The sequence below is a fragment of the Glycomyces sp. YM15 genome (assembly GCF_016918015.1).
Lineage (GTDB): Bacteria > Actinomycetota > Actinomycetes > Mycobacteriales > Micromonosporaceae > Glycomyces.
This window is the reverse complement of record NZ_JAERMK010000011.1, coordinates 27,361-47,907: the sequence shown is the minus strand read 5'-3', so window position 1 is coordinate 47,907 and position 20,547 is coordinate 27,361. Positions and strand designations below refer to the sequence as shown.

At 69.8% G+C, this 20,547-nt stretch carries 20 protein-coding genes, 1 tRNA gene and 1 pseudogene; 12 read left to right on the top strand and 10 right to left on the bottom strand.

The window, feature by feature from the left end:
- Nucleotides 1-110 precede the first annotated feature (110 nt).
- A complete protein-coding gene (locus JHY01_RS13590) occupies nucleotides 111-1,358 on the top strand; it encodes an ABC transporter substrate-binding protein (protein ID WP_205326190.1) in 1,248 nt (415 codons plus the stop codon).
- Between the two features lie 106 nt (nucleotides 1,359-1,464).
- On the opposite strand, the gene JHY01_RS13585 is transcribed toward JHY01_RS13590, so the two are convergent.
- The 4 genes from JHY01_RS13585 to JHY01_RS27360 are packed head-to-tail and all read right to left on the bottom strand — an operon-like array spanning nucleotide 1,465 to nucleotide 5,565.
- Nucleotides 1,465-2,301, bottom strand: a complete 837-nt coding sequence (locus JHY01_RS13585; protein ID WP_205326189.1) for an ABC transporter ATP-binding protein — start codon at nucleotides 2,299-2,301, stop codon at nucleotides 1,465-1,467.
- An 8-nt stretch (nucleotides 2,302-2,309) separates the two neighbouring features.
- Nucleotides 2,310-3,206 (bottom strand): ABC transporter ATP-binding protein, encoded by an 897-nt coding sequence (locus JHY01_RS13580; protein ID WP_205326318.1) that lies wholly within the window; start codon nucleotides 3,204-3,206, stop codon nucleotides 2,310-2,312.
- Nucleotides 3,196-4,239, bottom strand: a complete 1,044-nt coding sequence (locus JHY01_RS13575; RefSeq protein ID WP_205326188.1) for a branched-chain amino acid ABC transporter permease — start codon at nucleotides 4,237-4,239, stop codon at nucleotides 3,196-3,198. Before JHY01_RS13575 ends, JHY01_RS13580 begins: the two co-directional genes overlap by 11 nt.
- Nucleotides 4,240-4,248: 9 nt before the next feature.
- Nucleotides 4,249-5,565, bottom strand: coding sequence for a branched-chain amino acid ABC transporter permease (locus JHY01_RS27360; RefSeq protein ID WP_205326187.1), 1,317 nt, complete (start codon nucleotides 5,563-5,565; stop codon nucleotides 4,249-4,251).
- 373 nt (nucleotides 5,566-5,938) lie between these two features.
- Here JHY01_RS27360 and JHY01_RS13565 point away from each other — a divergent pair.
- The 4 genes and pseudogenes from JHY01_RS13565 to JHY01_RS13550 all read left to right on the top strand — a co-directional run.
- Nucleotides 5,939-6,012 (top strand) — tRNA-Ile (locus JHY01_RS13565).
- A 133-nt stretch (nucleotides 6,013-6,145) separates the two neighbouring features.
- On the top strand, nucleotides 6,146-6,238 hold the full coding sequence (locus JHY01_RS28135; RefSeq protein ID WP_205326186.1) for a helix-turn-helix domain-containing protein: 93 nt from the start codon (nucleotides 6,146-6,148) through the stop codon (nucleotides 6,236-6,238).
- Nucleotides 6,239-6,298: 60 nt separating this feature from the next.
- Nucleotides 6,299-6,538: a hypothetical protein gene (locus JHY01_RS13555; RefSeq protein ID WP_205326328.1), complete on the top strand. Its 240-nt coding sequence runs from the start codon at nucleotides 6,299-6,301 to the stop codon at nucleotides 6,536-6,538.
- Nucleotides 6,424-6,726, top strand: a pseudogene (locus JHY01_RS13550) (zinc ribbon domain-containing protein); the annotation flags it as partial. The gene JHY01_RS13555 and the pseudogene JHY01_RS13550, both read left to right, overlap by 115 nt.
- Before the next feature lie 69 nt (nucleotides 6,727-6,795).
- Here JHY01_RS13550 and JHY01_RS13545 read toward each other — a convergent pair.
- Nucleotides 6,796-7,269 carry a GNAT family N-acetyltransferase gene (locus JHY01_RS13545; RefSeq protein ID WP_205326184.1) on the bottom strand — a complete coding sequence of 158 codons (474 nt, stop codon included), beginning with the start codon at nucleotides 7,267-7,269 and terminating at the stop codon, nucleotides 6,796-6,798.
- 64 nt (nucleotides 7,270-7,333) lie between these two features.
- On the bottom strand, nucleotides 7,334-8,104 hold the full coding sequence (locus JHY01_RS13540) for an SDR family oxidoreductase (RefSeq protein WP_205326183.1): 771 nt from the start codon (nucleotides 8,102-8,104) through the stop codon (nucleotides 7,334-7,336).
- 103 nt (nucleotides 8,105-8,207) lie between these two features.
- Between JHY01_RS13540 and JHY01_RS13535 the strand changes: the two genes are divergently transcribed.
- Together JHY01_RS13535 and JHY01_RS13530 are read left to right on the top strand one after the other, a co-directional pair.
- The gene (locus tag JHY01_RS13535; protein ID WP_205326182.1) at nucleotides 8,208-9,062 is read left to right on the top strand and encodes a helix-turn-helix transcriptional regulator; all 855 of its coding nucleotides are present in this window, start codon (nucleotides 8,208-8,210) and stop codon (nucleotides 9,060-9,062) included.
- Nucleotides 9,063-9,275: 213 nt separating this feature from the next.
- Nucleotides 9,276-10,460 (top strand): MFS transporter, encoded by a 1,185-nt coding sequence (locus tag JHY01_RS13530; RefSeq protein WP_205326181.1) that lies wholly within the window; start codon nucleotides 9,276-9,278, stop codon nucleotides 10,458-10,460.
- 241 nt (nucleotides 10,461-10,701) lie between these two features.
- Here JHY01_RS13530 and JHY01_RS13525 read toward each other — a convergent pair whose 3' ends face one another.
- Entirely contained in the window at nucleotides 10,702-11,682 is a 981-nt protein-coding gene (locus JHY01_RS13525; RefSeq protein ID WP_205326180.1) for a zinc-binding dehydrogenase, read from the bottom strand.
- Between the two features lie 8 nt (nucleotides 11,683-11,690).
- Nucleotides 11,691-14,924, bottom strand: coding sequence for a BTAD domain-containing putative transcriptional regulator (locus tag JHY01_RS13520; protein WP_205326179.1), 3,234 nt, complete (start codon nucleotides 14,922-14,924; stop codon nucleotides 11,691-11,693).
- Between the two features lie 204 nt (nucleotides 14,925-15,128).
- Here JHY01_RS13520 and JHY01_RS13515 point away from each other — a divergent pair, with 204 nt between their 5' ends.
- Nucleotides 15,129-15,944 (top strand): putative hydro-lyase, encoded by an 816-nt coding sequence (locus tag JHY01_RS13515; protein ID WP_205326178.1) that lies wholly within the window; start codon nucleotides 15,129-15,131, stop codon nucleotides 15,942-15,944.
- Here the strand turns inward: JHY01_RS13515 and JHY01_RS13510 are convergent.
- The gene (locus tag JHY01_RS13510) at nucleotides 15,941-16,621 is read right to left on the bottom strand and encodes a winged helix-turn-helix transcriptional regulator (protein ID WP_205326177.1); all 681 of its coding nucleotides are present in this window, start codon (nucleotides 16,619-16,621) and stop codon (nucleotides 15,941-15,943) included. The genes JHY01_RS13515 and JHY01_RS13510 overlap by 4 nt on opposite strands.
- Nucleotides 16,622-16,827: 206 nt before the next feature.
- On the opposite strand from JHY01_RS13510, the gene JHY01_RS13505 reads away from it, so the two are divergent.
- The 3 genes from JHY01_RS13505 (at nucleotide 16,828) to JHY01_RS13495 (ending at nucleotide 18,252) form a co-directional block, all read left to right on the top strand.
- Complete coding sequence (locus tag JHY01_RS13505) at nucleotides 16,828-17,439, top strand: carbonic anhydrase (protein WP_205326176.1); 612 nt, start codon at nucleotides 16,828-16,830, stop codon at nucleotides 17,437-17,439.
- 26 nt (nucleotides 17,440-17,465) lie between these two features.
- A complete protein-coding gene (locus JHY01_RS13500; RefSeq protein WP_205326175.1) occupies nucleotides 17,466-17,780 on the top strand; it encodes a 4a-hydroxytetrahydrobiopterin dehydratase in 315 nt (104 codons plus the stop codon).
- Between the two features lie 124 nt (nucleotides 17,781-17,904).
- Nucleotides 17,905-18,252: a hypothetical protein gene (locus JHY01_RS13495; RefSeq protein ID WP_205326174.1), complete on the top strand. Its 348-nt coding sequence runs from the start codon at nucleotides 17,905-17,907 to the stop codon at nucleotides 18,250-18,252.
- Nucleotides 18,253-18,262: 10 nt separating this feature from the next.
- Here JHY01_RS13495 and JHY01_RS13490 read toward each other — a convergent pair whose 3' ends face one another.
- Nucleotides 18,263-19,522 carry a pyridoxal phosphate-dependent aminotransferase gene (locus tag JHY01_RS13490; protein WP_205326173.1) on the bottom strand — a complete coding sequence of 420 codons (1,260 nt, stop codon included), beginning with the start codon at nucleotides 19,520-19,522 and terminating at the stop codon, nucleotides 18,263-18,265.
- A gap of 101 nt (nucleotides 19,523-19,623) precedes the next feature.
- On the opposite strand from JHY01_RS13490, the gene JHY01_RS13485 reads away from it, so the two are divergent.
- Entirely contained in the window at nucleotides 19,624-20,544 is a 921-nt protein-coding gene (locus JHY01_RS13485; RefSeq protein WP_205326172.1) for a LysR family transcriptional regulator, read from the top strand.
- Nucleotides 20,545-20,547: the final 3 nt, after the last annotated feature.

Below are 20,547 nucleotides of genomic sequence, written 5' to 3'. Positions count from 1 at the left end.
GTGGTCACGACCTGTGCCATCACCCCGGTCACTGCCATAGTGTGTAACTCGGATCACGCAGACCTCCAATCTCCCCTGTGATCCTCTCGAACAGAAAACTAGGAGCAACCATGTCTCGCTTCCCCCGGGCACTGCTGGCAGCCGCCACAGTGGGTATCACAGCGCTCTCGCTCACCGCGTGCGGCGAAGACTCCGGATCAGGCGGCACCGGCACTGACTGCGAGAGCGACGGCTTGAAGATCGGCACGATCCTGCCGCAGACCGGCTCGCTCGCATTCCTCGGCCCGCCCGAGTTCGCCGGTGTCGACCTCGCCATCCAGGAGATCAACGAGTCCGGCGGCGTGCTCGGCTGCGACGCCACCGTCATCCACCAGGACTCGGGCGACACCACTTCGGAGATCGCGAGCCAGTCCGCCGACGCGCTCGTCCGCCAGGGCGTCCACACCGTCATCGGCGCCGCCTCCTCCAGCGTGTCGCTCAGCTTCATCGACAAGCTCTACCAGGAGGGCATCGTCCAGATCTCGCCGGCGAACACGTCGCCCGAGTTCACGACGTACGCGAACGGCGACTACTACTTCCGCACCGCGCCTTCGGACGTCCTCCAGGGCCGCGTCCTGGCCGACACGATCATCGCCGACGGCCACAAGGACATCATCATCCTGGCGCTCCAGGACTCCTACGGCACCGGCCTCGCCGACGCCGTGGAGGCGAACTTCACCGAGTTCGGCGGCACGGTCATCGACAAGATCGTGTACGACCCGTCCGCGACCGAGTTCTCGGCCGAGGTCGGCAAGGTCGCCGACTCCGGCGCCGACGCGGTCGTCCTCATCACCTTCAACGAGATCGTCAACCTGGCCCCGGCCCTCGCCGAAGAGAACATGAGCGCGCAGGACCTCGGCTGGTACCTCGTCGACGGCAACCTCTCCAACTACGGCGACCAGTTCCCCGCCGGCTTCATGGAGGGCGCCAAGGGCACCTACCCGGGCGCCGACACCGCCGGCATCCAGGAACGCCTCCTCGAAGTGGACCCGGAGCTCGTCGACTTCACGTACGGCCCCGAGTCCTACGACGCCACCGTGCTCGCGGCCCTCGCCGCGATCCAGGGCGGCAAGGTCGACTCCGAGACCATCAAGGACAACCTGGTCGACGTCAGCCGCGAGGGCACCAAGTGCAACGGCTTCACCGAATGCGCCGAGCTCCTGGCGGACGGCGAGGACATCGACTACGACGGCTACTCCGGCCCCATCGAGTTCTCGCCTGAAGGCGACGTCACCGCCGCGACCATCGGCATCTTCCAGTACCAGGCCGACAACACGTTCGTGAACCTCGAGTACCGCTTCGGCGACCTCGAAGGCTAGGGCGCCGCTTCCCACGCACAAAGGCGATGCCCCCGGGGACCACAGGACCCCGGGGGCATCGCCTTATCCGTGTTCTAGCGAGCAGTACCGGTGAGCTTGCGAGCCGTCAGCGCGCACGGCCCAGCGTGCCCAGGTACAGCTCGACCACCTTCGGATCGTCGATGAGGCTCTCGCCCGGACCGGTGTAGGCGCTGCGGCCCTGGTCCAGCACGTAGCCCCGGTCGCAGATCTGGAGGCACCGCCGGGCGTTCTGCTCGACCATGACCACCGTGACACCGGTCTGGTTGATCTGCTTGGTGTTGAAGAAGACCTCGTCCTGCATCGCCGGGGACAGCCCCGCCGACGGCTCGTCCAGCAGCAGCACCGTCGGCTCCATCATGAGCGCCCGGCCCATCGCCACCATCTGCCGCTCGCCGCCCGAGAGCGAACCGGCCCGCTGCGCGCGCCGCTCGCCCAGGATCGGGAACAGGTCCGTCACGAAGTCGAACCGCGCCCTGAACGCCTTGGGCCGCAAGAACACCCCCATCTCGAGGTTCTCCTCGACCGTGAGCGTCGCGAACACGTTGTTCGTCTGCGGCACGAAACCGACCCCGAGCGGCACCAACTGGTGCGCCCTCCGGTTCGTGATGTCCTCGCCTCGCAGGGTCACCTTGCCGGCAGTGACCCCCACCAGCCCGAACATCGCCTTCAGCAGCGTCGACTTCCCGGCCCCGTTCGGGCCGATGATGCCCACCAGCTCGCCCTCGTTGGCGTACAGGTCCGTGCCGTTGAGGATCGACACGCCCGGCAGGTAGCCGGCCGTCACCTCGTCGGCGCGCAGCAGCGCCTCCTGCGAGGCTGCCAAGTGCCCCTCACGGGAGCACACTTCCGTGTCCGACTCCGGGACGGCCTCCAGGGGCACGCCCGTCGGCCCGATGCCGACCGCAGTCTCGTTGTCGCTCATGTCGTCTCCTAGTGCTGAGCCGCGTCGTGGTGGGCGCCCAGGTACGCGTCGATGACCCGCCGGTCCGCCGAGATCTGGTCCGGCGTGCCCTCGGTGATCAACTGCCCGGCGGCCATCACGGCCACCCAGTCCGCGATCTCGTGCACCATGTCCATGTCGTGCTCCACGAACAGGACCGTCATCCCTTCCTCGCGCAGGTCCTTGATGTGCTCCAGCAACGACTGCTTCAACGCCGGGTTCACCCCGGCCATCGGCTCGTCGAGCATGACCATCTTCGGATTGAGCATGAGCGCCCGGGCCATCTCGAGGAGTTTGCGCTGGCCGCCGGAGAGCTCCCCGGCGTAGTCCTCGCGCTTGTCGATGAGCTTGAACCGCTCGAGCAGTTCCATGGCCTTGGCGCGGTTCGCGGCCTCCTGGGCCTTCCACATGGGAGGGATCAGCCCGGCCCAGAACCGCTCGCCGACCTGGTTCGCGGCGCCGATGAGCATGTTGTCCATGACGGTCATGCGGGTGAGCGCCTTCGTCAGCTGGAACGTGCGGACCATGCCCGCCCGCGCCACCTGGTAGGAGCGCATCCGGTCGGCGCGGCGGCCGTCGAACACCCACTCGCCCCGGCTCGGCCGGTCGAAGCCGGTGAGCAGATTGAAGAACGTGGTCTTGCCCGCGCCGTTCGGTCCGATGAGCGCGGTGATGGTGCCCCGCTGGACCTCCAGGTGCTGCACGTCGACGGCGACGAGGCCGCCGAAGGCGCGGCGCACGCCGCTGGCCTTGAGGATCGGATCCTGTTTGGGCACACCGGGTTCGGTGCCCACGCCCGCGAGGGACGCGCGTGCCGCGGTGATACCCGCCCTGGCGTCGCCCACCGGCTCGGCCGGCTCGGTCTCCGGCTGCGCTTCATCGGACATCGAGCATCAGCTCCCTTCGGTTGCCGAGGATGCCCTGCGGCCGGAAGATCAGCAGCAGGACCATGCCGAGGCCCAGCAGGAAGAACACCAGCGGCCCCACCTGCGTCTGGTTCATGACCTCGGGCGAGATCAGCCCCGAGTTGATCGCCTCGCTCAGGCCCTGCGCGAGGATGTTGTACAGGAACCAGAACAGCGCCGCCCCGAGCACGGGCCCGAAGAGCCGGGCCGCGCCGCCGAGGATCAGGACGATGTAGAAGTAGAACGTGAAGTCGGTCGAGAACGTGTCGGGCTGCACGTTGGCGCGGGCCAGCGCGTAGACGAACCCGGCGACCGCGCCGATGAGACCGCCGATGGCCAGCGCCTGCATCTTGTACGCGAACACGTTCTTGCCCAGGCTCCGCACGGCCTCCTCGTCCTCGCGGATGCCCTTGAGGACGCGGCCCCACGGGCTGTGCACGAGCAGGCCGATGATCACCAGGAAGACGGCGATGAGCGCCCAGCCGACGGTCATGACCCACAGGTCCCGGTTCGAGTACTGGAGGTCGAACAGTCCGAAGTCGACGGTGAGGCGTCCGCCGTCCATGGAGACGAACGCGAACGTCCAGGACGCGTCCTTGGGGAACGGGTTCAGGTTGAAGAAGGGGTCCGAGAACTCGCGCATGCCGTCGGAGCCGCCGGTGTGCTCCGCCCAGACGGTGGCCCGGAAGAGCCGCCGTACGATCTCGGCTGCGGCGATCGTGACGATCGCGAGGTAGTCGGCGCGCAGGCGCAGGGTCGGTATGCCCATGAGCAGGGCCAGAACGACCGCGGCGCCCAGGCCGACGACGATGCCCCACCAGAACGGCAGCCCGAAGGTCGCCACCGAGAGGGCGAGGCCGTAGGCCCCGACCGCGGCGAACGCGGCCTGCCCGAAGTTGAGCAGGCCCGTGTAGCCGAACTGGAGGTTGAGGCCGATGGCGCCGAGCGCGTACACGAGCATCGTCGGCCCGATGGCCTGCGTGAGGGCCTGGCTGAGGACGAAGTGCCAATCCATTTCGCTCTCCTAGCCGATTCTCTCGCGGCGGCCGAGGATGCCCTGCGGCCGGGTGAGCATGATGATGATGAGGACGGCGAGCGCGCCGACGTACTTCAGCTCGGGCGCGATCACGAGGGTCGACAGCTGCACGAACACGCCGATGAGCATCGCGCCGACGAACGCGCCGAACGCGGTGCCGAGCCCGCCGAGGACGACGGCGGCGAACACCATGAGGAGCAGGTGCTGGCCCATGTCGAACTTGACGCCGTCGCTGATCGAGAGGAACACGCCCGACATGGCCGCGAGCGCGCCGCCGATGGTCCACACCAGGCGCACGACCTGCGTCACGTTGATGCCGGTGGAGGCCGCGAGCGAGGGGTTGTCGGCGACGGCCCTGGTGGCCTTGCCGAGGCGGGTGAAGACGAGGGCGAGGCCGACGGCGACGCACACGGCGAGCGCGATCAGGCCGGTCGCGACCTCCTTGGGGGCGATGACGAGCCAGCCGAAGTCCCAGGGCTTCTGGCCCACGTACTCGTCGTAGCGCTGGCGTTCGCCGCCGACGAAGAAGAGCGTCGCGAAGCGGATGAGCAGGGCCACGCCGATCGAGATGATCATCATCGAGACGAGGCCGGTGCCGCGTTTGAACAGCCGCGACCACAGGCCCCAGTCCTGGACCCAGCCGAAGGCGGCGCCGAGGAGGACGGCCGCGATCGCCGCGACCCACACCGGGACGCCGAGGGAGATGTTGAACAGGAGGGCCATGACCCCGCCGAAGGTGACGAGGTCGCCGTGGGCGAAGTTGGTGAGTCCGGTGGTGCCGAACACCATCGAGAGGCCGACGGCCGCCAGGGCGATCATGAGCCCGAAGTGGAGACCCGACACGAGCAGGCTGGCGGCGCGGGTGGCACCGCCCTCGTCCTCGATCTCGCCGAGGTTCTCGCCGTTCTCGGCGCCGTCGTCGCTCGACTCGCCGTCGGGGTCGCCGGTGGCGTCGCCGCCGGAAGTGGAGGGTTCGTCCCCGCCGGGGCCCGCGCCGCCGACGACCTGCGTGTCGAGCGGGAACAGCACGGTCCTGTCGGAGCTGATGTGGACTTCGAGCTCCGGCCTGCCGTTGCGCACGACCAGACCGTCGGGGAGGGTGGACTCGTCGAGGGTGACGACGTAGTCCCCGCCGGCGTCGAGCGGTACGGCCCAGGTGCCGTCCTCGGCGCTCTCGACCGTCGCGATCTCGGTGCCGGAGGCGTCGGACACGGTGATCGAGACCCCCGCGACCGGTTCGTCCTGCTGGTTCTCCAGGGTGCCGCGGACGCCGAAGGCGTCCTGGGCGAAGGCGCTGCTGTTCACCCCCAACCCCAACAACAGGCCGGCGAACGCAGCCGACAGCAACAACACTGCACGTCTCAATGGGCCCCCTCGGGAGGTTTGGGCTTCGGAACCCGCGCATCGTGGATTGTTCGAGAAACACGAAACGACGGGAGTGACTCGGATCTTATGGAGACGTGAGTAACAACTGCAGGTCTCGTTATCAAACCGTTGCCGTTGTGGCTCAGATGTTATCGGCGGTCACCGTCGTTGCGACCGGTTGTGCCCTACGTCCGTTGCGGCCGTATTCGGGTCCGATGACATCCCTGCGACATTCCCGCTCGACCGTCCCGGGCCCCCGAGTTCCCCTCCGGACACCGCCCGGCCACGAGGTGTGAGAAGATGTTCGGCGCCTGGGGCAGTAGCTCAGCTGGTTAGAGCAGGGGACTCATAATCCCTGGGTCGCGGGTTCAAGTCCTGCCTGCCCTACAGAGCGAAGGCCCCGCGAATGGCGGGGCCTTTTCTCATGCCCGGATTCCGTTCAAAAGTTATGTCGTATTTCAACCTCGAAACGCCATTCATGTCCTTCTGTCTTGTTGGTGTCTGTCTTTACTCTTGAGACATGCGTCGAAGTTTTCGTGTCCGTTTGTACCCAACTGCAGAGCATGAGCAAGTTCTGAGCCGCAGCTTGGGTTGCGTGCGCGTCTGGAACTAAGTCCTCAACTGGCGCAAGGAACTCTGGCAGGAGAAGAGGATCCTCGCTGCCTCCAGGTTCTTGGCGAACATCGAGCGCCAGAAGGACTTCGAGCTCCTCAATGAGGTGTCGAGCGTGCCGCTCGAGCAGGCCCTGCGGCATCAGCACCGGTTCTTCGTGAACTTCTGGGAGAAGCGTGCCAACTTCCGACGAGCAAACGCTGCTCGAACCTCGAATGCGGGCATGTGCTCGCTGAACTTCCGTTGGATGTCCGGAAGTGGACCTGCCCAAGCTGCGGCACCCGGCATGATCGGGATCTGAACGGTGCGAAGAACATTCTTGCCGCCGGGCTGGCGGTGTTGGCTGAGGAACAGGGCCGGAATGCACCTCCGGAGCAATCCGATCCCTCAGCTGACGAAGCCTGTGTAAGACCTTGGGAGCATTCGCCTCCGGGACAACGGGTGTTGAAGCAGGAAGCGCTCCTCAGCGAGGTCAATCTCCTCTGGTGAGCCTGAGACGATGCCAAGAGTCATCTGCTCTTACTTGTGAGAGGTCAAGCCAAGAGGCTGCGTCTCCACCTACCCGGCTGGTCTGGGTTTGCGAAGGTGCACGAGCTCGACGCCGGGCCTGCCCGGTCCGCGGTGGGACTCGGTGTATCCCAGGCGCCGGTAGAGGCGCAGGTTCGGTTCGCTCTTCGCGCCCGTGAACAGCGCGAAGTGCGCAGTGCCTTCGGCCGCAAGGCCTTCGAGGGCCGCGATCAGCCGCGAGCCGATGCCCCGGCCCTGCAGATCCGGGGCCACCGCGATCCGGCCCAGATGCAGAGCGTCGCCTTCCTGTCGTGCGCGTCCCGCGCCCACGATGCGGCCGTTCAAGACCGCTTTCAGGACACAGGCGGCATCGATCTGCGCCGCGACCTCCTCCAGCGTCTCGACCAGCGGCGGGAGGAACGGGTCGTCGTAGAGCTGCGCTTCGCTGACATAGGCGGCGCGCGAGAGGGTCAGGATCTCGCCGGCGTCGGCCGGCTCGGCAGGGGCGATGACGGGTCCGGCCATGGCGGGAGCCTAAACCCGGCCCGCCTGCGGGGCAAGCCGGATTCCGCCAGGCCGGACCGGTTCTCTACCAGGGCACCACTTCGGTCGCGAAGTACTCGTTGCCCTCCTGGAAGAAGCCGCCGTTGGGGCCGTCCTCAGGGAGCAGCGCCAGCTTCACCGCGGCCCGCGCGGCGTCCTCGGGCTTTCGCCAGCCCCGGTTGCCGTTCAGATCGGTCGCGGTGTAGCCCGGGGTCATCGCGTTGATCTTGACGCCGGTGGGCGCCAGCTCCTTGGACCAGGACACGGTCAGCATGTTCAGCGCCGATTTCGAAGCGCCGTAGGCGCCGCCCTGCATCGCCGCGAATTCGTGGTCGCCGGTCATGAAACCCAGGGAGCCGACCTCGCTGGAGACGTTCACGATCCGGCCCGCATCCGCCTTGCGGATGAGCGGCAGGAACGCGTTGGTCACCGAGACGACTCCGATCACATTGGTCTCGAAGACCTTCCGGGCCGTCGCGACCGTGAGCTCGCTGGTGTTCCAGTCCCCGTCCGCCAGGGCGATGCCCGCGTTGTTGACGAGCACGTCGAGCTTCCCGAACTCGTCCCCGACCCGTGTCGCGGCGGCCGCGACCAGGGCTTCGTCGGTCACGTCGAGGTGCAGGAAGCGGGCGTCCAGGCCTTCCTCTCGGAGCGATGCGGCGGCCTGCTCGCCGCGCTCCGGCGAACGGGCCCCGATGAGGACCGTGTGGCCCTCGCTTCCGAGGGCGCGGGCGATGTGGAATCCGATGCCCTTGTTGGCGCCGGTAATGAGGGCAACCCGGTTACGAGCGGTCTTGGGTGTCTGGTTCTCGGTCATGTCGACGAGCCTGCGCTCGATTGCGGGCCCTGCAAAGAGGACCGCTTATAGTGGTACCGGCCGTACCTGGTTCCGGCCGGCGATCCGGGGCATGATCGTGGGCATGGACCGCCAGCAGCTCGCCGACTTCCTCCGCACCCGCCGTGCCGGACTCCGGCCCGGCGACGTGGGGCTGCCCGAGGGGCCGCGGCGGCGCACGCCCGGACTGCGGCGCCAAGAGGTCGCGCAGCTGGCCGGAATCTCGGTGGAGTACTACATCCGCCTGGAACAGGCCCGCGGGCCGAAGCCGTCGCGGCAGGTGCTCGGCGCGCTGGCGCGGGCGCTGATGCTCGTCCACGACGAGCGGGCCCACCTGTTCAATCTCGCCGACGAGCGGCCCGACACGAGCGCTTCGAGTCGCGGCGACGTGCCGCCGACGATCCGGAACCTTCTGGCCGGGCTCGACGACTTCCCGGCGTACGTGGTGAACGCGGCGTACGACATGCTCGCCTGGAACCCGCTCGCGGACCGGCTGATGGGGTGGCTCTCGAAGCTGGCGCCCGAGCAGCGGAACATCCTGCGAACGAACTTCTCCGGTCCGCATGCCGCCGCGGCCCTGTCGGATTCGCGCTATGCGGGGTTCCTGCGCCAATGCGTGGCCGACGTGCGCGCCTCGCTCGCCCGCGACCCCGGGGACGTCGTGCTGCGGGCGCTCGTGGACGAACTCCTGCGGTCCAGCCCCGAGTTCGGGGAGCTGTGGGCCGACCACGAGGTCGGCGTCCGCACCGTCCAGAGCAAGCAGGTGGTGCACGAGGAGTACGGGCCGCTCGAGTTCGACTGCCAGGTCTTGGAGGTGCCCGGCACCTGCTTCCGGATGATCTTCTATGTGCCGCAACCGAATTCGCGCACCGCAGAAGTGTTCGCGACGATGGCCGCATTGGCGCCCGTCACTCCCGAAACCCCCGCGCGCCGTTCGTAACGCCACGGCGATCGACATCACGCCGGAATTTCATCTCCAGGACTTTTGCTCGGGCGGCGAGTGTATCTATGCTTGGCCCCAGAGGCGCGACAACCGCCTCCCGCTCTTGAACAGCGACCGGTAAGGCAAGGACGCAGCCGGTGACAGCCTCAGCGTTCTCACCCTCCCCACTTCCTTCCCGGAGCTGCTCCCATGCGCATGCCCCTGTTCGCCATGTCAATCGGTGCGTTCGGCATCGGCACCGCCGAGTTCGTCATCATGGGCATCCTGCCCCAGGTCGCCGCCTCCTCGGGCGTCTCGCTCGCCGAGGCCGGCCTCGCCGTCTCGGCCTACGCCATCGGCGTCGTCCTCGGTGCCCCGCTGCTCACCGTCGCCACCACCCGCGTCCCCCGCAAGCCGCTGCTCATCGCCCTGATGGCGTGGTTCGCGGTCGCGAACCTCGTCACCGCCCTGGCCCCCGACTTCGGGACCCTGCTCGCCTCCCGGTTCTTCGCCGGACTCCCGCACGGCGCGTTCTTCGGCGCGGCCGCGGTGGTCGGCGCGAGCCTGGTCTCCTATGAGCGGCGCGCCCGCGCGATCTCGGGGATCATGTCCGGCCTCACGGTGGCGACGATCATCGGCGTGCCCGCGAGCGCGCTGCTCATCGGGCAGTTCTCCTGGCGCTGGATCTTCGCGGCCGTGGCCGCCCTCGGTCTGGTCGCCGCCGCCGCGATCTGGGCCACGGTGCCCGACACCCGCGGGGTCATCGTGCCGACCAAGGCCGCCGACGAGATCCGGGCGATCCGCTCCAAGCGCGTCCTGCTGCCGCTCATCACCGGCGCGGTCGGCTTCGGCGGCATGTTCGCGGCCTACACGTACCTGACGCCGATCCTCGAGGAGGTCACCGGCCTCGGCGCGGTCGCCATCGCGATCACCCTCGCGGTGTTCGGCCTCGGCCTCACCGCCGGGAACATCGTCGGCGGCCACGTCGCCGACCGCGCCCCGATCCAGGGCCTGTTCGCCTCGTTCACCACCATCGCAGCCGTGATGCTGATGATGTACTTCACGATGGCGAACCCGGTCCTGGCGATCGCCGGGGTGTTCCTGATGGCGCTCTCGTCCTCGCTGGTCGGCCCCATCATGCAGCGGCTGCTGCTCGACGGCGCCCACGCCGCCCCGTCGCTCGCCTCCTCGCTGCACCACGCGGCCTTCAACCTCGCCAACGCGAACGGCGCCTGGCTCGGCGGTCTGGCCCTCTCGGCCGGGCTGAGCCTCACCGCGCCGATCCTCGTCGGCGTCGGCCTGGCCCTGGCCGGTCTCGCCCTCTCGGTCCCGCTCGCGCGGGCCCACGCCGAGGCCGAGGTCGTGCCGGTGGTGCCGAACCACCTGACCACCGCCGAACTCGCCCGGGCCTCGTAACCGCAGGTCTCCTGAACCGGCTGCGCCGCCCGCGTCAACCGCCGGGCGGCGCAGCCGTGTCCGGAGGGCGCCGATCGCATGTCCCACTTGGTTCCCCAGGCCGCGTGGCGCCGACGGAGTCGGCAGGCCCGCGCACGTACCCGATGATCACCGCCAGGACCGGCCTGCTCCCGGCCCGCATCATCAGCCCGGGCGTGCGTGCGATCCTCGGCGCCGTCTCGCAGCCTGGGGAACCGTGTTCCTACGGGATCAGCACCACCTTGCCGGTCGTGGCCCGGTTCTCCAGCGCCCGATGGGCTTCGGCCGCCTCGGAGAGCTTGAAGGTGTGCACCGCGGGCCGGAGGTTCCCGGCCGCGAGCGCGGCGAGCGAGCGCTCTTCGAGGGCCCGCAGACCGCCCAGTTTCTGGAGGAGTTTCGGTCCGAGCGCGCCCGAAACCGTGAGGCCGCGGCCCACGATGTCCTCGACCGTCGCCTCGGTCGCCTTCCCGGCCGACCATCCGAAGACCACCATCCGGCCGCCGAATCCGAGCCGGTCGAAGGCGGCCCGCCCGGTCTCGCCGCCGACGGAGTCGAACAGCAGCGTCGCCTCGCGGCCTTCCAACGCCTCGTCCAGCACCGAGGTCCAGTCCTCGGCCTTGTAGTCGATCGCCGTGTCGGCCCCGTTCGCGGCGACCTGCCGTACCTTGTCCGGCCCGCCCGCGAGGCCGATCACGTAGGCGCCCGCGTTCTTCGCGGCCTGCACCAGCAGTGTGCCGATCCCGCCGGCGGCGGCCGGGACGATCACCACGTCCTCGGCGCTCACCGGGCCGATCGACAGGACCATGAGCGCGGTCCGGCCGGTGCCGATCATCGCGATCGCCTCCGCGTACCCGGCGCCCTCGGGGATCTCGTGCACGTGCTCGACTTCGCGCACGGCCTTCTCGGCGTACCCGCCGGAAGCGAATCCGAGATGGGCGACCACGCGCTTGCCGATCCACGAGCCGTCGACGCCCTCGCCGACCGCGTCGACGATCCCGGCCGTCTCGCGGCCGGGGATCATCGGCAGGTCCGGGAGCGGGTACGGGCCGTTCCTGTCGCCGCTGCGGAAGGTCGTGTCGAGCAGGTGGACCCCGGCGGCGCGGCTGTCGATGCGCAACTGCCCGGGACCGGGCTCGGGGTCGGCCGCCTCCTCGTACACGAGCACTTCCGGGCCGCCGAATTCGTGTTGCCTGATCGCCTGCATGTCGTCCCTCACTGTCGTTCAGATGCGCTGTCTCGGTGGGTATGGGGACAACTGTAGAAACGGGACGACTGGGCCCGCATCTGTCGGACGACTGGAGCCGGCCCGGACCTTCGCCATCCGCTTGCCGCCGCAGCCCGGCCCCGGCGTGGTTGCCGCCATCGGAGGTCGTGGCGATGTTCACGATCCCCATGTCCAACCCCGTTTCGTAATCCTGGGTCGACGCCCAAGCCGCTCAGCAGCTCGCGGCGTTCCTGCCTGCATCGGTCGGCCTCCCGCGGGTGGCCGGCCGCCTGGTAGGCGTCGGCCAGCGCGCGCAGGCTGCGCGCCTGTCGCAGCGGATCGGGCATCGCGGCGAACACGTCGCAGGCCTGTCTGCCCATGCGCACGGCCCGGCGGAGGTCGCCGTCGGCGGTGTGGAGCTTGCACAGCACACGGGCCTTCACCGCGAGGGTCTCCGAGGTCTCGTACCGGTCGAGCGGCGCCGCCTTTTCGAGCGCGTCCCTGGCGTGGTCGAGCTGCTCGGTGTCGACGTAGAGCTCGGCGAGCCAGTAGGTGTAGACGAGCTGGTGCCGCCAGGCGTTGACCTGCTCGACCAGTTCGAGGCCGTGCAGCAGCGCGGCCTCGGCGCGCGGGTAGTCCTGGTCGGCGTGGTGCACCGCGGCCTGCCGGAAGTAGAGGCGCGCCCGGTAGTACTTGGAGGGGTGGTCGCGCAGCATCTCGGCGATCTCGTGGCACAGCTCCTCGGCGGTGCTGATGCGGCCCTGGTCGGCGTACAGCTCCGAGAGCGACAGCAGCGGGTAGACCGTGGTCGGCCCGTCCTCGGCGGACGCGTCGAGCTCGCGGGCCTTCAAGAGCAGGGTCTCGGCTTCGGCGAAGATGCCCATGCGGCGGAGCACCGTGCCGAGGGAGGTCAGGACCTCGACCTGGACGTACCGGTTCCCGGAGCGTTCGGCGGCGAGCATCGCCTCGCGCAGCAGCGAGACGGCCTCCCGGTAGCGGCCGAGCTGGGTGAGCGTGGTGGCGAGGTCGTTGCGGGCCTTCCCGGTCGCGTCGCCGTGCGGGGTCAGGCGCAGGTATTCGAGGGTCTTCTCGGCGAACGTCTTGGACTGGTGGAGGTCTCCGGACGCGTAGGCCACGGCGTCCGCGAGCGCGAAGGCGCGCACCGCGTCCATGGGCTCGTCGGAGCGCACGCCGGTCTCGATGCCGCGTTCGGCGACGAGGGCGAGCTCGGAGAGCTCGTACTGCGAGTCGGCGAGCGGCCGCCGCCCGGTGAGGTCCTCCCGGTACCCCGCGTCGGCGAACGCGATGAGCCTGGTCAATAGCCGCGAGACCTGCGGGTGGCCGTTCCATTCCAGGAAAGTCGCCACGATGTTGCGGTATTCCAGCACCGGGAGCCGGGTCGAGCCCTTCGCGTACCACGCCACCGCCTGCTCCCGGAGCCGTTGCAGCGCAGCCGGGTCGAACGCCGCTTCGGCTTTCCGTCGGGCGTATTCGCGCACCAGGTCGTGGAAGCGGTAGCGGCCCGGCCGGTACTCGTCGATGCGGTGGGCGGTGACGAGGTTGGCCAGGAGCCGTTCGGCCGCTTCGGGTTCCCAGGTGACGAGCGCGCACGCGAGGCCCTTCGAGAAGTCGGTCCCCGGCAGGCACGCGAGGTTGAGGTACAGCAGTTCCTCTTCGGGCTCGAGGGCCTGGTAGGACAGGTCGAACGCGGCCGCCACGGTGGTCGTGGGGTCGCCTTCGACGGCGAGGCGGGAGAGCCGGTCGTGCCCGGCGAGAGCCGTGGCGGTCGCCGCCAAGGTGGTGCCGGGTTGCGCGTCGAGGTTGGTGCCGACGATCCGCAGCGCCAGTGGCAGGCCGCCGCAGAGCTCGGCGACCCGCCGGGCCGCTTCGAGTTCGTGCGCGACGCGGCTTTCGCCGATGAGGCTCTCGAGGAGGCGCACCGAATCGCCGCCGTCGAGCGCGCCCACGGTGACCTGCCGGATGTCGTGTGCGGCGGCGAGATCGGGGAGCCGCCCGCGGCTCGTGACGACCGCGACGCACCCGGCCGTCGCGGGCAGCAGCGGCTGCACCTGGGCCGAGTTCCTGGCGTTGTCGAGGATGAGCAGCATCCGGGTGTCCGCGAGACGCGAGCGCAGCAGCGCGGCCGCCTCGTCGAGATCCGACGGGATCGCCTCGGTGGGGACCCGCAGCGCCCGCAGGAACCCGGCCAGCGCGTCGAGCGGCGCGAGTGACGGCGTCCGGTCGAAACCGCGCAGGTTCACGTACAGCTGCCCGTCCGGGAACCGCTCGCGGACCAGGTGCGCCCAGTGCAGCGCCAGCGTGGTCTTCCCCGAGCCGCCGATCCCGGAGATCACGGCGACCTGCGGGCCCGCATCGAGGAGCCGGTCGAGGACCGCCAGCTGTTCGGTGCGGCCGGTGAAATGGATGCTGTCGGAGGGCAGCTGGGCCGGGGCGGGGAGTTCGGCTCTCGGTTTGGGCGGCTCGGGTTTCGGTGCGGCCCTGAGGGACGGGTCGTCGCGCAGGATCGCGGTGTGGAGGTCCTTGAGGCGCCTGCCGGGGTCGATGCCGAGTTCCTCGGAGAGTTGGCGGCGGATCGACTCGTACACGTCGAGGGATTCGGCGGGCCGGTCCTCGCGGTAGAGCGCGGTCATGAGCAGTTCGGCCGTGTGCTGCCGGTACGGGTGCGCTTCGAGGACGCGCCGCAGGTCGGCCACGACGGATACCCCTGTGGCGAGCGAGAGTTCGAGTTCGGCGCGGGTCTCCTCGGCGGCGGCGCGTTCCTCGTCCCAGCGGCGGGCCCCGGCCTCGATGACGCGGCCGCCGAGTCCGGCGAGGGTGGGTCCGCGCCACAGGTCGAGGGCTTCGCGGAGGCTCGCGAGGGCCGCTTCGGGTTCGGAGGCCGCCTCCTGCTCGCGGGCGATGCGGACGGTCCGCTGGAAGCGCAGCGAGTCGAGCTTCTCGGGGCGCACCCGGAGCCGGTAGCCGTCGCCGACGGTCTCGAGTTCGCTGGTGCCGGCGGAGAGCAGGAGTCCGCGGGCGCTCGCGACGGTGTTCTGGATCTGCCGCCGCGCGGTCGCGGGCGGCACCTCCTCCCAGATCGCGTCGACGAGCTTCGGCAGGGGCACCACGTGTCCGGCTTCCAGGAGCAGCACGGCGAGCAGGCGTGGCAGGGTCCGCCCGGGGAGCGCCACGGGCAGGCCCTCCCAGGCCAACTGCAGGGGCCCGAGGATGCCGAAGTCCACGGTCCACCTCCCGGGGGAGTCGAGGTGCGGCCGTCATTGCATGGGGACGAATCCAGTCTATGGGCAGTTCATGATCAATTGGGAACGCTCGCTTCGGGTTTGCGCAGAGTGACGATGCAGGTACCGGTTTTTGTCTCGTGAACGACTCGTGAAGGTCTTGACGCGGCCGCCGCGATGCTCGACGTATCGAGCGAAGGAGGAGCGATGTTCACGAGACAGCGTCCCGAGTCCCAGACCAGGCCGCAGGAGGCCCGCGCCAGGTTCCGGAGCGGCCTGGTCGCCACCACGAGCGGCTGGTCGCACGGGTATGTGCAGGCGAACCTGGTGTCGGTCCCGGCCCGCCATGCGATCGCCTTGCGCCGCTTCGCGGTGCGCAACCCGCGGGCCTGCCCGCTGCTGGACGTGGTGGGGCCCGGCCGGTACCGGACCGAGTTGGCGTTCGGCGCGGACCTGCGTCGCGACCTGCCGGCCTACCGGGTGTGGCAGAAGGGCGAGCTGGTCGCCGAGCGCACCGATGTGGCGGATCTGTGGAGCGGCGACCTGGTGACCTTCCTGATCGGCTGCACCTTCACGTTCGAACCGTTCCTGGAGCGGGCGGGCATCCCGTTGCGCCACCTCGAGCAGGGCGTCAACGTCCCCATGTACCGCACTGCGCTGAAATGCCTGGGCGCCAGGCGGTTCCGCGGCCCGGTGGTGGTCTCGATGCGGCCGGTCCCGGCTGCGATGGCCGACCACGCGGCGGCGATCACCGGCGACATGCCGTACGCTCACGGCGCGCCCGTTCATATTGGACGACCGGCCGCGATCGGCATCCGCGATCTCGCCCGCCCCGACTTCGGCGAACCGGTGCGGCTCCACGACGGCGACGTGCCCGTGTTCTGGGCCTGCGGCGTGACCCTTCAGGAAGCGGTGGTCAGGGCCAGGCTGCCGTTCGCGATCACGCACGCGCCGGGGCACATGCTCATCACCGACCGCCGCGCCAAGATCAACGGCACCGGCGAGATACGCGTCATCGGCTAAGCCGGGCCCGGGGTCGCCCCCGCCGAGGCCGGGGCCGGCTCGGGCAGGCGGAACAGGCCCAGGAACCGCTCCGCCATGGCCTGGTCGCCCTGGACGGTGACCCGGCCCGCGTGCAGCGAGACGTCGAGGCTGCGGCTGCCCAGGGTGAGACGCTTCAGTGTCTCGGCGTCGGTGCGGATCACCGCGTGCGGGTGCTCGGGCCGGCCCGGCGCGAGGAGCAGCTGCGCGTCGATGATCTCGGCGATGAACGGCCGGTCGTCGACCCAGAGCTCGAACGCCGCGTCGAAGCCCCGCGCCGCCACGGGCATGAACAGGGTCCGCATCGAGAGGATCAGCGCGTCGGCGCCCATCGGCGCGTCGAGCGGGATCGCCGCCGAGCGCGCGCCCCAGCGCAGCAGGAACACGATCACCGGCTCCAGATCGCGGCCCCACTCGGTGAGTTCGTACACTTTGGACGCGGCAGGGGGCGGCAGGCGGCGCTTGGAGATCACGCCGTGCGACTCGAGTTCGCGCAGCCGCTGGGAGAGGACGTTCGCGCTGGCCCCGTGGAGGCCCGCGCGGAGGTCGGTGAAACGCTTGGGGCCGAGCAGCAGTTCGCGGACGATGAGGAGCGACCAGCGTTCGCCCACGAGGTCGAGCGCGTGGGCGGCCGGGCAGCCGTCGCCGTAGGTGCGCACGGTTCCTCCAAGAAACGGCGGGAGTGAAACCGCAGGTGAATCCCATTGCGGTAGTACGTATTCATCATAGAGTCACGTAAGACGAGAAGCTAGTCCTGGTTAATGACCATAAGATCTCGAAACGGTAACGTGCGCTCTGTAAAAGGTGCGTGTCCAGCGGCCGGTCCCGCTTGCGCCCGGGCGGATCCTGCGGCACCATTCAGGGCGTGCCAGAACTGACCGCCTCCTCGCTGATGGAGCACCACCAAGCCGCCAGCACGCTGCTCGCCCTCCTCGAAGGCAACGGCCGATTCGTGGCCGGCGAGCCGCGATACAAGCGCGACATCGTCGCCGCCCGCGAGGCCGCGCCCGGGCAGACGCCCAGCGCCGCGGTCTTCACCTGCATCGATTCGCGCGTCACCGCCGAGAGCGTGTTCGACTGCGACTTCGGGCAGCTGCTGGTGGTCCGCACGGCCGGGCACGTCCCCGACCGGGCCGCGGTCGGCTCCCTCGAGTTCGGCGCCGCCGAACTCGGCGTCTCCCTCGTCGTGGTCCTCGGCCACGAGCGGTGCGGAGCGATCAACGCGGCCCTGCACGCGGTCGAGGACGACTCCCACGACCCGCGGACCGGTTACCTCGTCGAGCAGCTGTGGCAGCCCGCCTCGCAGGCCTGGGCGGAGACGAAGGACCCTGAGGATGCCGCCTCGCGCGCGCTGCGGCTGCAGGTCCGCCGCACGGTCGCCGATCTGGGCCGCCGCGAGAACCTCGACGGGGTCCTGGTGGTCGGCGCGGTCTACGACCTGGACACGGGCAAAGTAACGCTCATCGACGAGAACTGATCGCGAAGAGCTGTCAGAATCAGGGTATGAAAGACCTACCCTTGACCGAGGCCGAGATCGAGCTCGCGCTGTCGGAACTGCCCGGCTGGAGCCATATCGGCGATCGCCTGGAGCAGACATGGACCTTCGACGGCCACCTCCAGGCCCTCGCCGCCGCGACCGCCGTCGGCTTCCTCAACGAGCAGCGCGACCACCACGCCGACCTGACGATCAACTACAACCGCCTCCGCGTCTCGACGACCACCCATTCCGCGGGCAACAAGGTCTCCGCGAAGGACACCGACCTCGCGCGGGCGGTGGGCGACCTTCTGGCGCTTTCGGTCGCCGACTTCCTGGAATAGCGCGGGAGTGGCCGCTGCGCTTCGTGATGCGCCTGCGCCCCTGACGCGTACCACCTGTGGAAACGGGGGACGCGACAGGCCTTCGTCTCTGCGATGATGAAGGAAGCACAGGTGGGAGCACGTCATGGACGCATATGCCGCTCGGGCCTCCGGGACCGACAAGCGCATCGCCCTCGACCGCCTCGCCAGGGCCCGGCGCAGGGGCATGATCGACTCCCGGGAGTACCGTCTGCGGCGTCAGCTGGCCGAGCAGGCCGACAGCGTCGCCGACCTCCAGACGCTCCTGCTGGACGTCGGCGACGACGAGCTCGGCCGGGACCACTGGCGTTACGGCCGCTGGCGCGGGCCGGTCAAGGACGGCCGCGAACTCGAGATCCAGCGCTTCGTGGGGGCGCTGTTCCTCTTCGCCGCGCTCGTCGTGGTGGTCGTCTGCGTGTCGGTCGCGATCGTGCTCTACGAGCACTGGAACTAGCAGTGCGCGCCTAGGCGACGAGTGCCTTCAGCTTGTCCCGCAGGCCGTCGAGGGACTCGGCGATCCACGGCATCTCCAGCGGGTCGTTCGAGAGCAGCGCCGCGAGGCGCTCGGAGTCGGACTCGCCGTAGATGCCGGGGACCGCGACGCGGATCGTCAGCGCCGCCGGGTCGTCCCCGAACGCGTCCCCGGCGATGACCACGATCCCGAACTCGTCCAACAGGACCCTCGCCAGGTCGGCGCTCGTGCGCACGCCCCAGCGCTCGGCCAGCGCCGCGCGCAGCGGCGTGAACTCCGGCCACACGTAGAAGCCGCCCTGCGGGACGCGAACGTCGCAGCCGACGGCCGCGAAGGCCTCGGCGACGGCGTTCGCGACCGCGCCGTGCAGCCGCCGCGCCATGGCGACCCGGTCGACGAGCTCGGCCGGGTCGGACCAGGCGTACGCGGCGGCGTGCTGCATCGGCAGCGGAGCGGAGGACCACAGCTCGGAGGCGACGCTCCGCGCCGACTCCTGGAGCCGCTGCCCCAGTTCGGAATCCGGGCCGTTCTTTGGAAAGCGTGCTGCGCCGATGCGCCAGCCGCCCAGGGCGTAGTTCTTGGACAGGGCCGTGGTCGTCACCGTCCGCTCGGGCGCCCACCGGCTGGGGGAGGGGAACGCGCCGGGCTTGAACATGAGGTCGCGGTAGATCTCGTCGGCGACGATCACGAGGTCGAGTTCGCGCGCCGCCGCGCACAGGGCCTTCACCGACGCTTCCGAGGCGAGGCGCCCGGTCGGGTTGTCCGGCAAGGTGGCCACGACGAGGCGCGGGTCGCGGCCCGCGGCGCGGGCCTCGCGCACGGCCGCGACCATGAGCGCGGCGTCGGGGACCCCGCCCTCGCCCGCGGGCACGGGCACCCGGATCGGTTCGCGGCCGAGCAGCTGCGACTGGGCCGCGTAGGACACCCACGCGGGCTGGGGGAGCACGACCTCGCCGCCGATGGCGTGCTGGAGCGCGAACAGGAGCGGCTTGGAACCGGGTCCGAGGAGCACCTGGTCGGCCTCGGTCGGGTTGCCGCGGCGGGTCCAGTACCCGGCGGCGGCCTCGCGGGCCTCCTCGGTGCCGGCGACGGGCCCGTACGCGATCCTCCCGGCGGCCTGGGCGAGGCGTTGGCTCAGCAAGGGGTGCACCGGAATCCCTGCCTCACCGAAGCCGAGCGCGAGCACCTCCTGCCCGGCGGCGCGGCGAGCGGCTACGGCCTCATTGGCGGCGAGGGTGGCGGAGACGGTCACAGGTGACTCCTTGGTGGATGCTCGTTCGACCTGCACCAATCTCCTCTCAACGGAGCATCAACGCAAGTATTTCTACCTTTCGCCGAGGGTAAGATTTCCTTATGCTCGATGTGCGCCGCCTGCGGCTTCTCTACGAATTCGCGGCCCAGGGATCGATAGCCGCCACTGCCGTGGCGACCGGCCAGACCGCCTCCGCCGTCTCACAGCAGTTGGCCGCCTTGGAGAAGGAGACCGGCGTGTCGCTCCTCGAACGCACCGCCCGCTCCGCTCAGCTCACCGACGCGGGACGCCGCCTCGTGGCCCACACCGCGCACATCCTGGAGGCGATCGACGCCGCCGAGACCGACCTCGCCGCCGAGTCCGCCGAACCGCGCGGCCGCGTCACCGTCACCGCGTTCCCCACCGTCGCCGTGGCCCTCGCCGGCCCGATCGTGCGCCGCCTGCGCCGCTACCCCGAACTCCAGATGGTCCTGCTCCAGCAGCACACCGTCTCCGAATCGCTTTCCCGGGTGCGCTCGGGCGAGATCGACCTGGCGCTCATCGACGACTGGTCCGGCCAGCGCCGGCCCGCCACCACGGGCCCGCTCACCTTCCACCACCTCGTGAGCGACCCGCTCGTGGCCGTCCTGCCGGTACGGCATCCCTTGGCGGGCAAGGAGGTGCTCTCGGCGCACGAACTCGCGGGGGAGTCCTGGATCGCCTCCCCGCACGGGGAGCCCTCGCGGATGGCGCTGGCTCGGCTGTGGCGTGCCGAGGGGATCAGCGCGCCGGTCTCGGAGTTCGAGGGCCTCGACACGATCCTGACCCTGGTGGCGAAGGGGCTCGGGGTGACGGTGGCGCCGTGGATGGCCGCGGCCGAGCGCAAGGACGTGGCCGTGCGGAAGGTGGTCGAGGACCTGCCGGGCCGGGACGTCTACGTGGTCCACCGGACGGCCTCGACGGGCCGCCCGGCGGTGATGACCGTGCTGCAGGCGCTCCACCAGGCCGCCCGGAAGCTCATGGCGGCGGCGGAGCAGTTCTGAAAG